Origin of the sequence: Streptomyces sp. NPDC088730 (assembly GCF_044751215.1) — a bacterium.
GTDB lineage: Bacteria > Actinomycetota > Actinomycetes > Streptomycetales > Streptomycetaceae > Streptomyces.
On record NZ_JBIVLK010000002.1, the window covers coordinates 965075 to 982759 of the forward strand.

At 73.5% G+C, this 17685-nt stretch carries 12 protein-coding genes and 2 pseudogenes; 9 read left to right on the forward strand and 5 right to left on the reverse strand.

Annotation, left to right across the window (positions count from 1 at the left end; all coding sequences use genetic code 11):
* Positions 1–40 precede the first annotated feature (40 nt).
* From ACIP89_RS11240 to ACIP89_RS11250, 3 genes are all read left to right on the forward strand, one after another.
* Positions 41–1648, forward strand: a complete 1608-nt coding sequence (locus tag ACIP89_RS11240) for a glycoside hydrolase family 20 protein (RefSeq protein ID WP_402114360.1) — start codon at positions 41–43, stop codon at positions 1646–1648.
* A gap of 221 nt (positions 1649–1869) precedes the next feature.
* Entirely contained in the window at positions 1870–2790 is a 921-nt protein-coding gene (locus tag ACIP89_RS11245) for a DUF4328 domain-containing protein (RefSeq protein WP_402114363.1), read from the forward strand.
* Positions 2791–2922: 132 nt separating this feature from the next.
* A complete protein-coding gene (locus ACIP89_RS11250) occupies positions 2923–3492 on the forward strand; it encodes a hypothetical protein (RefSeq protein ID WP_402114365.1) in 570 nt (189 codons plus the stop codon).
* A gap of 115 nt (positions 3493–3607) precedes the next feature.
* Here the strand turns inward: ACIP89_RS11250 and ACIP89_RS11255 are convergent.
* A pseudogene (locus ACIP89_RS11255) lies at positions 3608–3736 on the reverse strand (Uma2 family endonuclease); the annotation flags it as partial.
* 619 nt (positions 3737–4355) lie between these two features.
* Between ACIP89_RS11255 and ACIP89_RS11260 the strand changes: the two are divergent.
* Together ACIP89_RS11260 and ACIP89_RS11265 are read left to right on the forward strand one after the other, a co-directional pair.
* Complete coding sequence (locus ACIP89_RS11260) at positions 4356–5168, forward strand: RNA polymerase sigma factor (protein WP_402114593.1); 813 nt, start codon at positions 4356–4358, stop codon at positions 5166–5168.
* Complete coding sequence (locus ACIP89_RS11265; protein ID WP_402114367.1) at positions 5168–6346, forward strand: hypothetical protein; 1179 nt, start codon at positions 5168–5170, stop codon at positions 6344–6346. The genes ACIP89_RS11260 and ACIP89_RS11265 overlap by 1 nt, the downstream gene beginning before the upstream one ends.
* Before the next feature lie 176 nt (positions 6347–6522).
* Here ACIP89_RS11265 and ACIP89_RS11270 read toward each other — a convergent pair whose 3' ends face one another.
* On the reverse strand, positions 6523–7461 hold the full coding sequence (locus tag ACIP89_RS11270; RefSeq protein ID WP_401923724.1) for a L,D-transpeptidase family protein: 939 nt from the start codon (positions 7459–7461) through the stop codon (positions 6523–6525).
* 160 nt (positions 7462–7621) lie between these two features.
* Between ACIP89_RS11270 and leuE the strand changes: the two genes are divergently transcribed.
* Positions 7622–8290: a leucine efflux protein LeuE gene (leuE, locus tag ACIP89_RS11275; protein ID WP_073733130.1), complete on the forward strand. Its 669-nt coding sequence runs from the start codon at positions 7622–7624 to the stop codon at positions 8288–8290.
* A gap of 37 nt (positions 8291–8327) precedes the next feature.
* Here the strand turns inward: leuE and ACIP89_RS11280 are convergent, their stop codons facing one another.
* Positions 8328–8786, reverse strand: coding sequence for a MarR family winged helix-turn-helix transcriptional regulator (locus ACIP89_RS11280; protein WP_401923844.1), 459 nt, complete (start codon positions 8784–8786; stop codon positions 8328–8330).
* A gap of 58 nt (positions 8787–8844) precedes the next feature.
* A complete protein-coding gene (locus ACIP89_RS11285) occupies positions 8845–10272 on the reverse strand; it encodes an FAD-dependent monooxygenase (RefSeq protein WP_402114369.1) in 1428 nt (475 codons plus the stop codon).
* A 60-nt stretch (positions 10273–10332) separates the two neighbouring features.
* On the opposite strand from ACIP89_RS11285, the gene ACIP89_RS11290 reads away from it, so the two are divergent.
* Entirely contained in the window at positions 10333–10977 is a 645-nt protein-coding gene (locus ACIP89_RS11290; protein WP_401923729.1) for a TetR/AcrR family transcriptional regulator C-terminal domain-containing protein, read from the forward strand.
* Positions 10978–10998: 21 nt separating this feature from the next.
* Here the strand turns inward: ACIP89_RS11290 and ACIP89_RS11295 are convergent, their stop codons facing one another.
* The gene (locus ACIP89_RS11295) at positions 10999–13506 is read right to left on the reverse strand and encodes a YfhO family protein (protein ID WP_402114372.1); all 2508 of its coding nucleotides are present in this window, start codon (positions 13504–13506) and stop codon (positions 10999–11001) included.
* 267 nt (positions 13507–13773) lie between these two features.
* Between ACIP89_RS11295 and ACIP89_RS11300 the strand changes: the two genes are divergently transcribed.
* Both ACIP89_RS11300 and ACIP89_RS11305 read left to right on the forward strand, forming a co-directional pair.
* Positions 13774–15327 (forward strand): hypothetical protein, encoded by a 1554-nt coding sequence (locus ACIP89_RS11300; RefSeq protein ID WP_402114375.1) that lies wholly within the window; start codon positions 13774–13776, stop codon positions 15325–15327.
* Positions 15324–17636 (forward strand): annotated as a pseudogene (locus ACIP89_RS11305) (glycosyltransferase); the annotation flags it as partial. The gene ACIP89_RS11300 and the pseudogene ACIP89_RS11305, both read left to right, overlap by 4 nt.
* Between the last annotated feature and the right edge of the window lie 49 nt (positions 17637–17685).

Below are 17685 nucleotides of genomic sequence, written 5' to 3' on the forward strand. Positions count from 1 at the left end.
TTCTGCCTTCTTTCCCGCTAAAACCGGAGGTTTCTGACCGATGTCGCTCTCACGCGGCGCCCTCGCGGCCGGAGCGGCCGTCACCGCGGCCGCCGCGGTGACGCTCACCGTCGTCCTGTGGCCCGACAGCTCCGACCCCGCACGCGGGTCCGGCTCCCACACCTCGCCCGGGGCCACGTCCGCCGCCCCCACCCCCTCCCCGACTCGCAGCTACCCGCTGTCGAAGACGCCCCGCACCATCCCCGCCGTACGCGAGCACACCCCCGCCCACGGTCCCGGCTGGCGGCCCGGCAAGGGCAGCGCGGTGGTGATCGCGGACGGCAGCGAGGGGCTCGCCGACGAGGGGCGGCTGCTCGCGGGCGAGCTCAAGATCGGCTACCGGGGTGCGGTGGCGGCGCGGGCCGGCGATGTGGAACTGGCCCTCACCCCGACGGCCGAGGGCGGGTCCGAGTCGTACACCCTGAAGACCCACGACGGCCGCGTCACGATCAGCGGGCCCGGCCAGGCGGGCGTCTTCTACGGGACCCGCACCCTGAAGCAGTCGGTGCGGGCCGACGGCGTCATGCCCGAGGGCGAGGTGCGCGACCGCCCCGACCGCCCGCAACGCGGGCTCAACCTCGACATCGCACGCAAGTTCTACAGCGTCGACTGGATCGAGGACCGGCTGCGCGACATGGCCGACCTCAAGCTCAACCAGCTCGGTCTGCACTTCTCCGACGACCAGGCCTTCCGCGTCCAGTCCGACACCCACCCCGAGATCGTCTCGCCCGAGCACCTGACCAAGGCGCAGGTGCGGCAGATTGTCGCCCTGGCCGGCCGGCTGCACATCCAGGTGGTGCCGGAGATCGACTCGCCGGGCCATCTCGGCGCGGTCCTGCGCGCCCATCCCGATCTCCAGCTGCGCAATGTGTCGGGCGTGGCCTCGCAAGGATCGCTCGACATCTCCAAGCCGGGCGCGGCGAAGCTGGTCGACGAACTCCTCGGTGAGTACACGGAGCTCTTCCCCGGCACGTACTGGCACCTGGGCGCCGACGAGTACCTCGCGCTGATGGCGCGGGACCCGGCCGCCTCCTACCCCCAGCTCCAGCGTGCCGCCGTACGGAAATACGGGCCGAAGGCCGGGATCGCGGACCTCGCCACCGGCTGGCTCAACGACCGCGCTGCGGTGGTCCGCCCGCACGGCAAGCAGCCCAAGGCGTGGAACGACGGCCTCTTCCGCGACAGCGTCGTCAAGGCGGCCAAGAACATCGAGATCGAGTACTGGACGGGCAAGGAGTACGGGGCCCGGCAGCCGGACGAGTACCTGCGCGAGGGCCGCCAGGTGCTGAACCTCAACGACGAGTTCCTCTACTACGTGCTCGGCCAGCCCAACGACTTCGTCTACCCGACGGGCAAGCGGATCTACGAGCAGTGGACCCCCCTCGTCCTGCGCGGCACCACCCCCGTCCCGGCGCGCTACTCCCGCCAGATCCTCGGCGGCCGGTTCGCGGTCTGGGGCGACCTGCCGAACGCCCAGACCGCGGCGCAGGTCGCGCAGGGCATCCGGATGCCCCTGCGGGCGACGTCCCAGAAGCTGTGGGACCCGGGGAAGCCGAAGCTGGGCTGGGACGGGTTCCGGAAACTGGCCGGGGAGATCGACAAGGGCTGAGTTCCGCACCGGGGCCGGAGTACCGGGGAGCGGGAGTACCGGGAAACCGGAGTGCCGGTGAGCGGGAGTGCGGGGGCCTGTGGATTCCCTGTGGACAAGGTGGTGGCCCGGGGCTAGGTTCCGGAGGCCGCGCGCACTTGGGGAGGAGCGCGCGGCCTTTGCTGTCCGCTCTCGTCCGCGCCCGGGGTCTCCGCGCGCCCACAACCCTGGGGGGTTGCTCCATGCTGTGCTCCACCTGCGGCACCAGACCATCAGCCGGCTCCGACGGACGCTGCGCGCCCTGCGCGCAGACCGCCGCCGCACCTGCCGCATCCGCCGCACCCGGCGCATCCGCCGCACCTGCCGCATCCCCCGCATCCGCCGCACCCGCCATATCCGCCGCACCCGCCGTAGCGCGGACCTCCGGACGGGTCAGAGCCCAGTCCCCGTCCGCCCCGGCCTTCACCGCCCCGCAGCAGTGGCTGCGTTCGCCCGAGGCGCTGGCGAAGGCCGTCGTCGTCCTGCTGGTGGTGGTCGCCGTGGCGGACCTGCTGGCGGTGGCCGCTGACATCAACGTCCGCACGCTGATCGACAACGGTCTCGACTCCGGGTTCGGCACCGGTTTCGTGCGGATCGACCAGGCGGAAGCCGACCGCGCCGACACGCTCTACGCGGGCGCGGGCGTCCTGCAGATGCTCACCACCCTCGCCGCCGCCATCGCCTTCCTCATGTGGTTCTGGCGGGTCCGGGCGAACGCCGAGATCTTCGACGCGAACGCCCAGCCGATGCGGCCCGGCTGGGCGATCGGCGGCTGGTTCGTCCCGGTCGCCGGGCTGTGGCTGCCGCGTCGGATCGCAGGCGGCATCTGGAACGCGAGTGCGCAGACCGACACCGACGGCGGCCGGCGCGACGTCTCCCTGGCCCCGGTGAACCTGTGGTGGGGCACCTGGGTGGCCTCGATGGTGTTCGGCCGGCTCGCCGGCGAGCGGTACGACCGGGCCGAGCTGCCGCAGCAGATCATGGACGCCGCCTCGATGATGGTGGTGTCCGATCTGCTCGACATCGCGGCCGCGGTCTTCGCGATCCTGTTCGTGCGCGAGCTGACCAGGATGCAGGGGGAGCGGGCAGCCGTCGGCCTGTTCCCGCTCAACGCCCGGTTCTAGCGACGCCCCCGGGCAGCAAGCGGTTTCGGCCGCCCATAGTGACGATTTTCGGCCATTCGGCGCTGAACGCGGTAACAGGAAGCACTGCGTCCCCATGCGTCCCGGCGTGGGGAGGGCGACGGGAGACTGCCGATGAGCCTGCTGGAACTGATCGCCGCCGCCGACGAGCGGGGCCTGGCCGCGAGCGGGGCCGCCTGCCTCGACCGCTGCCTGCCGCAGCCCGCGGCCGGCGCGGACCCCGACCCGCTGCGCCCGCTCTGGGCCGGCTGCGCGGACGGGGCGGCCTGGCCGGACCGGCTGGCCGAGGCACGCGCGGCGCTGGACGCCCTGCCGGACGCGGACGCGACCGTCCGCCGCGTCCGCGAACTGCTCGGCGAGGCCCCCGCGGACCGGGCGGGCGCCCGGCTGCGCGACTGGGCCGACGACTGCTCGGTGCTGGCCCTGGAGGTCCACCTCGGCCACGACGCCGAACGCACCGGCCCGGCGGATCCGGTGGCGCACTGCCGTGCGGGCGACCCGCGAGGGGCGGGGCCGCTGCTGGCCGGGGAGACCGCGCGCCAGATCCGGATCCTGGAGATGCTGGCGGAGATCGCCGACACGGCTCCGGCCGGCGCCGGGCTGCGTCAGGTCCTGGACGTGTCGGCCGAGGGGCAGCGCGTGCTGCGCGCGGCGGCCTCGCGACGCGCACGTGTCCTGGGGTGAGGCCGTCGGGGGTCTGCCCGTCGTCCTACGGGTCAGGTGCTCCCCGCCAGGGCCTTCAGCCGCTCCGGGGAGGCGTGAGCCCGCCGAGATCGAGACTGATCCCGAAGGGCACCGGACGCCGAGGGGACACCGTGAATACGAGCGCTCCGTCGATCAGCTCAGTGTGGCGCGGCGCCTCGGGGAGGTGATCCAGGTCCTCCGCGAACCAGCCTTCCGCGCGGGGCGGGCGCGTCCAGCCGGGCAGCTCCCGGAGCCTCGGATCAGGGCCTCGGCGCAGTCGCTGCGGGTTCCTGCGGCGCGGGGATGAGGCCTCCGTCGAGAGCGTCATGACGGAGGCGTCGGGGCAGAGCGATCTGGTCCGGTCCTCATCCTCCTGCTCCCCGTGGTGCCGAGATGCTCACCGGATCGGTACGGGCGGTGAATTGACCCGGTGTCCGGGACCGGCACGGCGTCCAGCGCGGTGAACGCCGGGCCGGACGCCGGGAGATCGGACAGAGATGACACGGCGTACCGGTCCGGGGGAGACCGGATGAACGCCGGGAGTGTTCGTCACGGGCTGGTCGTGACAGCCCCATACCTCGGAGTATTGCCTGGTCAGAGGCGTAGGGAAGGTGAGGACGACCGGGGCCGCCACCCCCCACAGGAGAGGCCCCGGTCGTCTTCCGCGGGGCCGCGGAACGACCCCGTACTCATCTCAGCGTCGGCACCGCGATTTCTGTCACACCGCGTCGCGTCCGCACAATGTTGCGGGTTGTACAAGTCATGGACGTGATGCCCGCGAAGGACGTAGCGTGCTGATTCGCGCAGGGTGGCGCGGCAGTGGTGACCAGCTGCGATTCAGGACAGCAGGGCAGGTTGAGGGAGTGCTGGGGGACGACGCGGGGCTCACCGCCGCGGTGCTCGCGGCGCAGGACGGGGACGAGGACGCCTTCCGTACTGTGTACCGCGCTGTGCAGCCGCGGTTGCTGGGCTACATAAGGACGCTGGTGGGGGAGCCGGACGCAGAGGACGTGGCGTCGGAGTCCTGGCTCCAGATAGCGCGCGACCTCGAACGGTTCAGCGGGGACGCGGACCGGTTCCGGGGCTGGGCGGCGCGGATAGCGCGTAACCGGGCCCTGGACCATCTGCGGATGCGCGGCAGGCGTCCCTCGGCCGGCGGCGACGAGGCCGAACTGTCCGAGAAGGCGGCCGAGTCCGACACGGCGGCCGAGGCGATCGAGGCCCTGGCCACCGGGCGTGCCATGTCGCTCATCGCCCAGCTGCCGCAGGACCAGGCCGAGGCCGTCGTGCTGCGGGTGGTCGTCGGGCTGGACGCGAAGAGCGCGGCGCAGACGCTGGGCAAGCGGCCGGGTGCGGTACGGACCGCCGCGCATCGCGGGCTGAAGCGACTCGCCGAACTGCTGCGGGCGGACAGCGCGGACAGCGCGGACGTACCGGGCGGCACCGCGGATCCCGAGGGCGGGAGCGGGCCGGACCGTGCGGCGGAGGGCCGTCCGCAGGGCGGCGCCCCCAGGGGCCCGGCCGACGGCCCGGCCCCCCTGCAGGCACCGCACGGGAGTGCGGCCGGCCGGACGGCGGAACTGGGCGCCGTACCCGCGCAGCGCCCCTCCCGCACCGGCCTGGTGGCGCCCGCCGCTGTGACGCATTCGCGTCTTTGGACGCAGAAGGACATGTGATGGCCGACGAGCAGTACGAATGGCTTGACAAGGAAGCGGCGGAGAGACTGCTCCGCCGTGAACCGGTCGATCCCGTCGACGGCCAGCAGGGACAGGATGCCGACAGGCTCGCGGCCGCCCTGGACGCCGCGGCCCGGTCCGCCCGCCCGGCCGCCGGTGAACTCCCCGGCGAGGCCGCCGCCCTGGCCGCCTTCCGTGCCGTCCCGCGCTCCGCGGCCCGTTCCCGCTCCGCGTCCGCGCGGGCCGGCCGGGTACCGGGCGCGGGGCCGGACGGGGGCGGCGGCCTGCTCGCACCCGTGCACATAGGCAGGGCCGGTACCGGCAACGGGCCGGGTGTCCGGCCGCCGAGCTGGAGCCGGCCCGTCCGCTTCGGCCTGGTCGCCTCCCTCGCGTGCTGCGCGATCGGCGGGGTGGCGGTGGCCGCCGGGACCGGAGTGCTGCCCGGACCCTTCGGCCGGCACGCCCCCGCACCGGCGACATCGGTGTCGGCCGCCGCCTCGCCCGAGGAGCTCGGCTCCGGCCTCACGGCCGACGGGACGCCGGAGCCGCCGTCGGGCACGCCGAGCCCGAAGAGCTCACCCCCCGAGGCCCCGGACTCCGCCCGCCCCGGCGGCGGGAGCACGGAGGAGCCCGGCCCCACCGGCCCCGCCACCGACGGCGGCCCCGCCGTCGGAACGCACGAGGACCCGGGCAGCGGTGCCCCGGACAGCACCAAGGGCACGGGCGGTGACGGTGACGGCTCCGGGCAGCCCGACACCTCGCCGCCCGACTCCTCGGGCGCCTGGTACGCCAAGACGCTGAAGGCCTGCCGCGACTACCGCGACGGCAAGCTCGACGACGACCGCCGACGCCGCCTCGAAGCGCTGGCCAAGGGCGCCCGCAACCTGGACCGGTTCTGCGAGCGGATGCTCGACGCGGCCGACGGCAAGGGTGGCGGCGACAGCACCGGCCACGGCGACGACACCGGCAACAGCGGCAATGGCGGCGGGGACGGCGACGGCGATGATTCGGACGGCGACGGCGGCGGCTTCGAATCCCTCCCGTCGATCGGTTTCACCCCCGTGCCCCCGCAGCCGTCGACCGCCTTCGCCGGACCTGAGGCCGGGACGGAGCCCGCGGCGGACCTCGGAGCGGACGCCGGTGCCTCGGCTCAGGTGGCGCCCGCCGAGGCCCGCTGACCCCGTCCGCCACCGGGTGTGACGTTTTTCGGCACGCGGACGCAGTACAGAGTGAGCCGACTGGTCATCGGCAGCGTCCTGAGCCGGGGTTCCCCCCGTACCTTCGGCTCGGCGCAACGGCGCGGGCGGGACACGTTCCCCCGGTCCCGCCCGCGCCCCTCACCCGTACAGGCCGTTCAGCTGTAGACGACGACCTTGTCGCCCTTGCGGACCTGGGCGTACAGCGAGGCGATCTTCCCCTCGTCCCGGACGTTGACGCAGCCGTGCGAGGCACCGTTGTAGCCGCGGGCCGCGAAGTCCGAGGAGTAGTGCACCGCCTGGCCGCCGCTGAAGAACATCGCGTACGGCATGGGGGAGTCGTAGAGCGTCGACACGTGGTGCCGGGACTTCCAGTAGACGGAGAAGGTGCCCTCGCGGGTCGGCGTGTACTGCGAGCCGAACCGCACGTCCATCGACGAGACGACCTTGCCGTCGATCATCCAGGACAGCGACCGGCTGTTCTTGCTGATGCAGATCACCCGGCCCTCCATGCACCGCTTGTCCGGTTTCGCGACCGGCCGGGTGGTCGGCGGGTCCAGCTCCGCCGCCGTCGGCTCGTGCGTCATGCCGAGCAGCTTCTGCCAGGTGAGCGTGTCCGCCTTCCCGGTGCGGGACAGTCCGCGCTTGCCCTGGAACGACTGTACGGCGGTGACCGTGACGGTGCCGTAGTAGCCGGTGGGGGTGCGGTTGAAGTGGCCTATCTGGCGCAGCCGGGCCTGGAGCTCGCGCACCTGCTTGCCCTGCGCGCCGCTCGCCATCAGCACCTTGCCCTGCGGGTCGGGCGCGGCCGTGGCCGAGGGCGTGGGCTCCGGCGGTGTGCTCGCCGGTTTGCCGGGTGCCGTGCTCGCGGACGGTGTCGGCGTCCCCGGCTCGTCCGCGCCGGGCTTGCCGTCGTCGGTGGGGCTGCCGCTCGTCCGCGCGGGCGACGGGGCCGACGGGGTGCTGCCCGCGGCCTGCGGTTCGCACCCCGCGGTCACGGCGGTCAGCGCGAGGACGGCGACGGCGGCGCCGGCCGTCGCCGCCGCGCGGCTGCCCCGGTGCGCGCGGCCGCGCCCGGTCCTTCTGGTGCGTGTCATCTCGGCCCCCTGGGGTCTCCGGTATCTCATGGGACGGATTCCCGCCCTGCCCGGTTGCCGAACCCTGCCAATCGTTGTCCGGGCGCGCGGGCCGGGGGGCGCGTTCTGGTTCCGCCACCCCGGATCCGTACGGCCCCGGCCGCGTGCGAGACTCCGTTTCATGCTGGGTGTCACTGACCTTCCGACCTATCTCGCCGGCCTGGTGCTGATCGTTCTGCTGCCGGGCCCGAACTCGCTGTACGTGCTGTCCGTCGCCGCCCGGCGCGGGGTGCGGACCGGCTATGTGGCCGCGGCCGGGGTGTGGACCGGGGACACCGTGCTGATGACCCTGTCCGCGCTGGGAGCGTCGTCGCTGCTCCAGACGACACCCGTGCTGTTCGCCGTGGTGAAGTTCGCCGGGGCGGGCTATCTGACCTGGCTGGCCTTCGGGATGCTGCGGGCCGCGGTGTCCATGTGGCGGGAGCGGCACCGGCGGGTGGCCGAGCTGACGGGCGAGTCCGCGGACGGGGCCGAGGCGATCGGCACCATGGAGCGGCCCTACCGGCGGGCCCTGGTGGTCAGCCTGTTCAACCCGAAGGCGATCCTGTTCCTGATCTCGTTCTTCGTGCAGTTCGTCGATCCCGGGTATGCCTATCCGGCGCTCTCCTTCCTGTTGCTGGGCACGCTGCTCCAGGCCGCCAGCTTCCTGTACCTCTCCGCGCTGATCTTCGGCGGTACCCGGCTGTCGGCCGCGTTCCGCCGCCGCAAGCGGCTCTCGGCGGGGGCCACTTCTGCGGCGGGTGTGCTGTTCCTCGGCTTCGCCGCGAAGCTGTCGCTCAGCAGCGTCTGACCGGACGTACGGGTCCGGTCCCGCCCGGCCGGCCCTGTCAGTGGTGCCAGGCCTTGCCGCCGACGTTGTGGATCATGCGCTGAAGCACCTTCATGGTGCGGACGAACTCCTCGGGCGGGATGCCTTCGTGGATCTCCGCGCTCGCCCGCGAGACGCGTGCGTGCGCCCGGGTGCGCAGCTCGCGGCCCTCCGGGGTCAGCCGCAGCCGGGTGCCGGCGTCCTGGGTGATCAGGGCCTGGCCGATCAGGGCGTCGACCTCGGGTTCCAAGCCGTCCCCGACATCGAGGTAGCCGCGCAGCAGGGCGACCACCTCCGCCCTGGGGCGGCCCGGTTCGTCCGCGTCGGCCAGTTGGTTCAGCACCCACCAGCGGGGCTGCGTCAGACCGTGTTCGGCGAGGGCGGACCGGATGTGGCCCACCGTCGCGGTGTGGGCGGCCCAGCTCCAGTAGCCGATCGGCTGCCTGGCGAGCCCTTCGTCGTCATGTGAGTAGTCCATCGATGGGTCCGTTGAGTGGTCCATGACGACGAAGGTAGGAACTCAACCGCGCTTGAGGTCAAGGCCCGGTCTTGAGGTCGAGGCCCAGGGGTGCGAGGTACTCGGCGAGCCCGCCGGTGTCCTCGCCCGCCCAGCCGAGGTAGCCGTCCGGCCGGACCAGGAACAGCCCCTTGCCGTACGCCTCGTACGCGCCGAGGCGGTGCACCCGGAGCCCTTCCGTAGCCGCTGGCTCCGGCAGCTCCGTGTCGGTGCCGACCGCCAGCAGCGTGAAGTGCGGTCCCCGGTAGACGTCGAACAGCCGCCGGTCACCGGCCGGTCCGTCGGGGGCGCGGTCACCGGCCTCCAGCACGCCCGCCCGGCCCGAGGAGAGCGGGCCGCCCCGGTAGCCGATGCCCAGTTGCTGGGCGGCCGCGCCCCGCTCCTGCCGGCCCCGGTGGATCCGGGTGGACAGGCCGAGCATCTCGGCGGCGACCGGGCGGCGCTCCTGCTCGTACGTGTCCAGCAGGGCCGCGGACGCGCCGTGGTCCAGCACCTGGCCGAGCTTCCAGCCGAGGTTGTACGCGTCCTGGACGCTGGTGTTCAGCCCCTGCCCGCCCGCCGGGGAGTGGACGTGGGCGGCGTCCCCGGCCAGGAAGACCCGGCCCTCGCGGAAGCGGTCGGCCAGGGCGGCGCGCGGCCGGAAGTCGGAGGACCAGCGCACCTCGGTGACGTCCGCCGCCTCCAGGTGCGTGCGTGCGGCGACCAGCGCGCGCACCCCCTCCGCGGAGGTGTCGGGCTCGCCCTCCTTGAACTGGGCGGTCAGCTGGAAGTCCTCGGTGCCGGGCAGCGGGCACAGCGCGATGAATCCGGCGTCGGTGTTCATCAGGTGCCAGTTGAGCCGGTCCAGCGCGTCCCCGGCGATCCGTACGTCGGCCACCAGCATCGGTGCCGGGTCGACCGTCTCCCCGGTCATCGCGATGCCCAGCGCCCGCCGCACCGTGGAGCGCCCGCCGTCCGCCGCGACGAGGTAGGAGGCGCGGACCGGACCGGTGGACAGCTGGGCGGTGACCCCGTCCCGGTCCTGGGCGAGGCCGGTCAGCGCGGTGCCGAACACGACGTCCCCGCCCAGCTCCCGCAGCCGGGCCAGCAGGATCTCCTGGGTCCGCCACTGCGGCATCATCCACGGCTCCCCGTACGGCTCGGCGTCGGTCGGCGCCGCCACCCGGAACATCCGGTGCTCGCCCGTCCGCTCGCCGTCCTGCCAGGCCATCCCGACCGGTGCCGGACCGCCGTGCTCGCGGACCGCGTCGCCCACCCCGAGGTCGTCCAGGACCTCCCGGGTGCGGGGCTGGATGCCCTTGCCGCGCGAGCCGGGGAAGAGCGCGGGCGCCTGCTCCACGAGCAGGGCGGGCACGCCCCGGCGGGCCAGGTCGCAGGCGAGGGCGAGACCGCAGGGGCCGGCACCGGCGATCAGCACCCCAGTTTCCTTAACGCTGTTAAGTTCCATGTCGTGAGTCTGTGCTTAACGTTGTTAAGTTGTCAAGGCGGGTGCTGTTAACTTGACCGGGTGGGTACGACGAAGATCGACCGGTCCCGGGTGGCCGACACGGCGCTGCGGCTGCTGAACGAGGTGGGCCTGGACGGGCTCAGCCTGCGCGCCATCGCCAGGGAGCTGGACGTCAAGGCGCCCGCGCTCTACTGGCACTTCAAGGACAAGCAGGCGCTGCTCGACGAGATGGCCACCGTGATGTACCGCCGGATGCTCGAAGAGGACCTGCCGGGTCCGGCGCCACAGGTCTGGCAGGAGCAGCTCGTCGCGTACAACAGCGGACTGCGCCGCGCGCTGCTGCGCTACCGCGACGGGGCGAAGGTCTACGGGGGTGCGAAGTTCACCGGCACCGACCACGCCGACGGGCTCGAAGGGCATCTGCGGACCATGGTCGACGCGGGCTTCGAGCTGTGGCAGGCGATCCGGGCGGGCACCACCGCGTACTCCTACACGATGGGGTTCGTCAGCGAGGAACAGGGCGTCCGCCCGATGCCGGACCAGCGGCGCGAGGGGTTCGACGTCGCCGAACGCGCGGAACGGCTGGCCCGCTACCCGCTCGCCGCGGCGGCCGGCTCCGAGATCTTCGCCAACTACGACGAACGCTTCGAGGACGGCCTGCGGCTGATCATCGCGGGCATCGAGGCGCGGTACGGGGGGCGCTGAGCCCCCGGGGGGCCCCGGGAGCTACCGGCGGGCGGGCCGCCGCCGCATCCGGGTCAGCACCGCAGGACCGAACGCCGTGCCCAGCAGCGCCGCCAGCGCGGCGGCCCCGGTGAGCGTCCCGGCCCGCAGCCCCGGCGGCCGGAACGAGCAGTCCACCGCCGTCCGGCCCCCGCCCACCGGCACCGCGACGAGCCCGAGGTACGAGCCGGCCGGGCGCCCGTCGCAGCTCCAGCCCGCGATCCTGGGCGCGGCCAGCACGGCCACCCCCTCGGTGCCCGGCGGGAGTTCGGCGTGCACACCGCTGCCGGAGACCGTGACCCGCGTCGCCCCCGTCCGCTTCAGCCCCGCCACCGCGGTGGCGAGGCGCCCCGGATCCAGGCAGCCGACGGCCTCGTGCGGAACCGTCCCGTCCCGCTCCGCCCGCAACGTCACGGCGACCCGGCCCGCACCGGGCCCCAGCGGCAGCATCCCGGCCCGGCGGGCGGGCAGGTCGCCCCGCAGGTCGGCCGGTTCGCCGGCAGCGCCCAGCCGCGCGGTGCCGAACAGATCGGGCGCCCACAGGAACACCTCGCTGCCGGCCGGGCAGCTCGCACTCAGGGTGTACGTACCGGACCGCGCCTCGTACGCGTACGCGTTCCGGTCGGGGGCGGCCACCCCGTCCGCGGAGCGCAGCACGGTCCGCGGCAGCGTGTACACCGGGGCGCCGAGCAGCTCCTCCTGGTTCCGGAACGGCGAGCGCCCGAAAGCAGCGCCGGAACCGGCGTCCGGCCGTACCGTCACCAGCGGCGGGACGTCGCGGCGGGTCACCGTCACAGGGCGGTCGTCGGGGCGGTTCCAGACCTGGTGCGGGTCGCGCGGTACGTGGACCCGGGCGCCGACCGAGAACACCGCGTCGGTCACCGGGTTGTCCAGGCTCTGAAGTGCCCGGCCGCGCGAGGTGAAGCCGACGCCGAGCGCGAGGAAGGTGCGGGTCGTCACGTCGGGCGTATGGCTGCTGTAGTACGCCCCGCCCTGGCCGCCGACCGTCAGCGGGTCGTTCGCCGTGCTCTGTTCCAGGCCCGGATCCGTGCGGTAGCGCGGCCAGCCGTCGGCGCCCGCCACCGCCTCTGCCTGGAGGCGCTGGCGCTCGCCCCAGGGCGCGTAGTCGTCGAGCTGCTTCAGCCGCTGCCGGTCGGCGTACGCCGTGGTGGCGGCGGCCTGCCCGGCCTGCGCCCCCACCAGCAGCAGCACCGCGAGCGCGAGGAACCTGCCGCCGCGCACCAGCGCCAGCGCGCAGAGCGCCGCCACCAGCCCCGCGGCGAACAGCGGATACGTCCACTGGGTGACCAGCGCGCTGGGCGCGGCCGCCGCCGCGATCAGCACCAGCACCCCGCCGCCGGCCAGCAGCGCCCGCCGGTCCGGCCAGCCGCGGGCGACCGACGTCCAGGCGGCGATCACCACGATGCCGGAGAACACGAACGTCTGCCGGAACGGGCTGCCGTTCGGCGTCGCGAAGGCGTGCCACAGCAGATGGGTCGGCCCCCACTGCATGGACAGCGCGACCACCGCCACCAGCCCCGGCCACACCCACCGCTCGGCGCGCGGCACACCCCGGTGGAACGCGAGCACGCAGGCGAGCAACAGGGCGCCCGTGCCCAGGAAGACCGCCGGGCTGAAGAATCCGTACGTGGCCGGCAGCAGCCGGGCCGCGACATCGGGCCAGGCGGCCGGGGCGAACTCCCGCGTCCAGCCCGGGTAGGCGTGCTTGGTGCCGAGGAAGACCGGCAGCAGGACCGGCGCGGCCAGACCGATGCCGGTCAGCACCGTCCGCACCGCGCGGACCAGCCCCCGTACCCGCTCCCGCGACTCCCCGTCCTCCAGCAGCAGCCGCACCACCAGCACCAGCGCGGCCCCGAGCGTGGCCATATACGCGGTGTAGAAGTTGGACACCCAGGCGAGCGTCACCAGGAGCGTCCCCAGCACCGGCCGCCGCGCGGTCCGCGCCCACTCACCGGCCAGGCACAGCAGCGGGAAGGCGATCAGCCCGTCCAGCCACATCGGGTTGTACGCCGCCTCCGCGACCGACCAGCCGCACAGCGCGTACGAGGCGCCGAGCACGGCCGCCGCCCACTCCCGGCCGCGCCCCCGGCGCAAGGCGGTGAGCAGCCACGTCATCGCCGCCGCCGCCACCCCCGTCTTCACCAGTGTGACCACGTAGACGGCCAGGTCGATGCGGTCCCTCGGGAACACCCCGACGAGCAGGGCGAACGGGCTGCTCAGATACGTACCGAGGTCGGGCAGGAAGCTGGTGCCGAAGCCGGACTGCCAGTTCAGCAGCAGTCCGCCGTCCCCGCTGCCGTGCAGCAGGTCCCAGAGGTGGGCGTGGAACGGTACGAACTGGTTGCCCAGGTCGTTCACGCTGCGCGTGCGCGGACCGAACGGGTAGCTGCGGGCCACCGCGTCGCCCACGCAGACGGTGACGACGGTGAGCACGGCGGCCAGGGCCGCGGCCGTGGCGCGCGGCGAGCGGAGAAGGGGCGGAGTCCTCATGGTGGCTCGAATATGTCATCGAACACCGTGAAATCCCGTGCGGGAAAAGGCGGTTCACCTGATGGTCCGCCGCCCTTCACGCCCCGGTCCCCGCCGGGTCACCGGGGCCGGACGAGCGGGGGAGCCGTTCTCCGCGCCGACAGGGTGAGTTCACCCGGCGGCCGTCCAGGTTTCCTACCGTGCCACGGAACCCCGAACGGTTGACGAACATCCGTCTCCCCGCCCCACGCCCCTTCCCCCCACGGGCATCAGACGCTTTGGAGCGCCATGACGAAAGCCCGCACCCGTTGGCCACGGCAGCGCGACGCGGAGGCCCCGCTCCCGTCCGAGAACGGCACGCCCTCCCGCGCCGCCGTCCGCCCGACGGAGCTGGAGACCTGCCTGCGCGCCTGCGCCGCCCACAGCGGGAAGCTGGTCGCCGGACTCGACCGGCGGCGCACGGCGCTCGCGGAGGCCCTGCGCAACCTGCTGGCCACCCACGCCGCCATGGAGCGGCCGCCCGCCGCGGCCGCCCCGGCCCCGCTGCTGCGCCGCACCGCCAAGGAAGCCACCGGCGCGGCCCTGGTCCTCGGCGACCGGCTGATGGACCCGCTGCTCGCGGTCGGCAACAAGGCGCTGGACTGCGGTTACGAGGACGAGCTGAAGCTCGCGCTCCTCGTCGCGGACACCGTGCTGACCCAGCGCACCCGCTCCCGCGCGGCCTGGCGGCTGCGGGCCCGGGTCCTGGAGGCGACGGGCGCGGAGGCCGACGCCGTCGAGGCGTACGAGCGCTACCTCGCGCTCACCGACGACGACGGCTTCGGGATCGCCGCGAGGACGGCCGGGCTGCGCGCCGGGGCCGAGCGCCAGGGCGAACTGCTGCGGATGCTGGAGCGGGACTGCCCGGAGGCCGCGGGCTTCGCCGGGGCACCGGTCACCGACACCTGGGCCGAGGGCCTCGCCCTGCACGCCCGAGGCGACTGGAACCGGGCGCGGTCCCGGCTGATCGGCGCGCTGCTGGCCCAGGACCGGTCCGGCGCGCCGGTCCCGGAGATCCAGGAGGCCCTGGCCCACTACCTGGGCCTCGCCCTGGAGGCCGGCGGCGCACCGGGCAGCGGCGCCGCCCCGCGCAACGGCAACGGCAGCGGCAACGCCGCCCACCTCACCGAGCTGATCGCCCTCTACGCAGGGCAGCGCCGGAGCCGGATGCGCGGACCGCTGGCCGACCCCACCTTCGGCGGGGTCGAGTGGATCACGCTCGGTGAGTTCCGCAACCACATCGCGGGGAAGTCGATCTGCCTGATCGCCAACTCCCAGCGGGTCGGCACCGGTTCGCTGGGCGCCGAGATCGACGCGTACGACCTGGTCGTCCGCTTCAACTCGTACCGGATAGACCCGGCCGCCACCGGCAGCCGCACCGACATCCACGCCAGCATCCACAAGCACGGCTTCAACTGGGACCAGCGGGTCCACACCCGGCTGGTCTTCGGCGGGCTCGCGGGCGACTGGAAGCACTCCCTGCGCACCCGGCTGGTGCCGGGCGCCCAGCGGTACCTGGGCGACGAGTCGCTGCGCTGGCCGCTGCGCGACATCGGCAAGGTCACCACGGACGTCTGGCCGTCCATCCCCACCAGCGGCTTCAACATGCTCTGGCTGCTGGACCACCTGGACGTCAGCCCGCGCCTGGACCTGATCGGCTTCGACTTCTACGAGAGCGGCGCCTACCGGCTGCCCGCCGCGATGAAGATGCCCATCACCTCCGTGCACGAGTACACCAGCGAAAAGGCGTGGGTCATGGAACGCGCCCAGAGCGTCACCGATACGAGGATCTCACTGCGATGACGACAACGCCCCCTGCCGGAGCCCCCGTACCGCCCGCGCCCGCCAACGCGCTCACCGGCAAGCGCCGGGTCGCCTTCGCGAGCTTCGTGGACGAGAACTACCTGCCCGGCTTCCTCACCCTGCTGCGCAGCCTGGCGCTGTCCAACCCGGGCCTGTGCGAGGACTTCATCGTCCTGCACGACGGGCTGCGCCCCGCGTCCGTCGCCCGCATCCGGGAGCTGCACCCGCGCGCCGACTTCCGCCGGGTCGACGCCGCGCACTACGACTCGTACGCCAAGGGCGACCAGGACAACTACCTGGTGCGCAAGGCCTACTTCATCCTGGACGTGTTCCGGGTGCGCGACTACGACACCGTGATCACGCTGGACACCGACATGGTCGTCCTCGGCGACCTGGGCGAGCTGCTCAGGCTGCGTGACGGCCTCGCCGCCGTTCCGCAGTTCTTCTACGGGCAGCACAAGCTCAACAGCGGACTGCTGGTCATCCAGCGCGAGTACCTGAGCGACGCGTTCTGCGCCCGGATCGACGAGACCGGCCGCTCGGGCGCGTACGAGCTGGACAAGCACGACCAGGGCATCCTGAACGCCGTGCTCGACGGCGACTTCGTCCAGCTCGACTCCCGCTACAACTTCGTCAAGCGGCGGCTCTCCGGCGACCTCCCGGTGCCGGACACCACCGCGATCCTGCACTTCACCGGTCGGCACAAGCCCTGGCAGGGCGGCGAGGCCGGGTACGGGCAGGCCGAGGACCGCTGGCGCGAGTTCGAGCTGTCCGACGCCGCGTTCCACGCCGCCTACCTGGCCCGGCCCGGCACCAAGCACCACGACCTGCTGGTGCACTACGGCACCCCGCACGTCCGCCGCACCGGGGACCCCGACAGCGCCCGCCGGGTCGCCACCGCGCACATCGCCGCCGGTGAGTACCAGGAGGCGGCCGAACTCCTCGGGTCGGTCCGCATCCCGGTGGACGAGGCCTGGCCGCACGAGGTACTCGGCCACGCGCTGATGAGCGTCTCCCGCTACGAGGAGGCCCGCGCCCAGCTCCTGCTGGCCGCCGCCGCCCCCAACCGGGCCGCGACCGCCTTCTCCCGGCTCGCCCAGATCGCCTGGATACACGGCGACGACACGAGCGCGGCGCGGTACGCCCTCGACGGGCTCGGCGTCGACCCCACCCACCGGGCGAACCGGCTGATGTACAAGCGCACCCGGGACGCCGAGGCCCCCGCGGAGGGCGCGCCCGACGATCAACTGGCCCATGTCGCTTTCTACATGGACCGGCAGGGCAACGCCGGGGACAAGCTCCTCCCTGCGAGCGTCCGCCTCGCGTTCGGCCGCGACACGGGCCCGTCCCGCTGGCACTCCGTCCACGCCCACCGGCTGTTCGACGAGGCCGCGCTGGAACGGGTCAACGCCCGGCGCGGGCTGGTCATCGGCGGCGGCGGCCTGTTCATCCCGGACACCGCGCCGAACGGCAACAGCGGCTGGCAGTGGAACGTCCCCGACGCGTTGCTGGAGCGGATAGACGTACCCGTCATGGTGTACGCGGTCGGCTTCAACGCCTTCGACGGCCAGGCGTACGGGCACGGCCGGGAGCGGTTCCTCTCCTCCCTGCGCAAGCTGGTGGAGCGCTCCGCTTTCTTCGGGCTCCGCAACCACGGATCGATCGCGAAGGTCCGCGAGCTGCTGCCCGCCTCGCTGCACGGCAAGGTCCGCTTCCAGCCCTGCCCGACCACCGTCACCCGGCAGCTGGTGGACGGCTGGACCGACCCCGCCGAGCGCGAGAACACCGTCCTGATCAACGCCGCGTACGACCGCTCCGGACTCCGCTTCGGCCACGACTACGGGCACTTCCTCGCCGAGATGGCCACCGCCGTGCGCGGACTCGGGAAGTACGCGGAGGTGAAGTGCGTCGCCCACTCGCTGGACGACGAGCGGATCGCGTTCGACCTGCGGCGCGAGCACGGCATCGCGCTGCCGGTGATCCCGATGTACGACTTCGGCAACGACGCGATCCGGGACACCTACGCCCGCACGAAGCTGGTCATCGGGATGCGCGGGCACGCGGGCATGATCCCGTTCGGCTGCGGCACCCCGGTCATCAGCCTGATCTCGCACCCGAAGATGGCGTACTTCCTGGCCGACATCGAGCGGCCCGAGTGGGGCATCTCCGTCCACGACCGGCACCTCGGGGCGCGGCTGCTGGAGCGGGCGGCCGGGATGCTGGACGACCACGCCGCGGCGGTGGCCGATGTGCACGGACGCCAGCAGGAACTGTGGAAGGTCACGGAGGCGAACGCCGCGGACCTCCAGCTTTGCGGGGGGGGGGGGGGGGGGGGCGGCCGGGGGGGGGGGGGGGGGG

Excerpts from the sequence above, each read along its gene's own strand:
- ACIP89_RS11295 (WP_402114372.1), bottom strand. The coding sequence starts at position 13,506 with ATGAGGACTCCGCCCCTTCTCCGCTCGCCGCGCGCCACGGCCGCGGCC.
- ACIP89_RS11285 (WP_402114369.1), bottom strand. The coding sequence starts at position 10,272 with ATGGAACTTAACAGCGTTAAGGAAACTGGGGTGCTGATCGCCGGTGCC.
- ACIP89_RS11270 (WP_401923724.1), bottom strand. The coding sequence starts at position 7,461 with ATGACACGCACCAGAAGGACCGGGCGCGGCCGCGCGCACCGGGGCAGC.
- ACIP89_RS11250 (WP_402114365.1), top strand. The coding sequence starts at position 2,923 with ATGAGCCTGCTGGAACTGATCGCCGCCGCCGACGAGCGGGGCCTGGCC.
- ACIP89_RS11300 (WP_402114375.1), top strand. The coding sequence starts at position 13,774 with ATGACGAAAGCCCGCACCCGTTGGCCACGGCAGCGCGACGCGGAGGCC.
- ACIP89_RS11240 (WP_402114360.1), top strand. The coding sequence starts at position 41 with ATGTCGCTCTCACGCGGCGCCCTCGCGGCCGGAGCGGCCGTCACCGCG.
- ACIP89_RS11265 (WP_402114367.1), top strand. The coding sequence starts at position 5,168 with ATGGCCGACGAGCAGTACGAATGGCTTGACAAGGAAGCGGCGGAGAGA.
- leuE (WP_073733130.1), top strand. The coding sequence starts at position 7,622 with ATGCTGGGTGTCACTGACCTTCCGACCTATCTCGCCGGCCTGGTGCTG.
- ACIP89_RS11280 (WP_401923844.1), bottom strand. The coding sequence starts at position 8,786 with ATGGACTACTCACATGACGACGAAGGGCTCGCCAGGCAGCCGATCGGC.
- ACIP89_RS11245 (WP_402114363.1), top strand. The coding sequence starts at position 1,870 with ATGCTGTGCTCCACCTGCGGCACCAGACCATCAGCCGGCTCCGACGGA.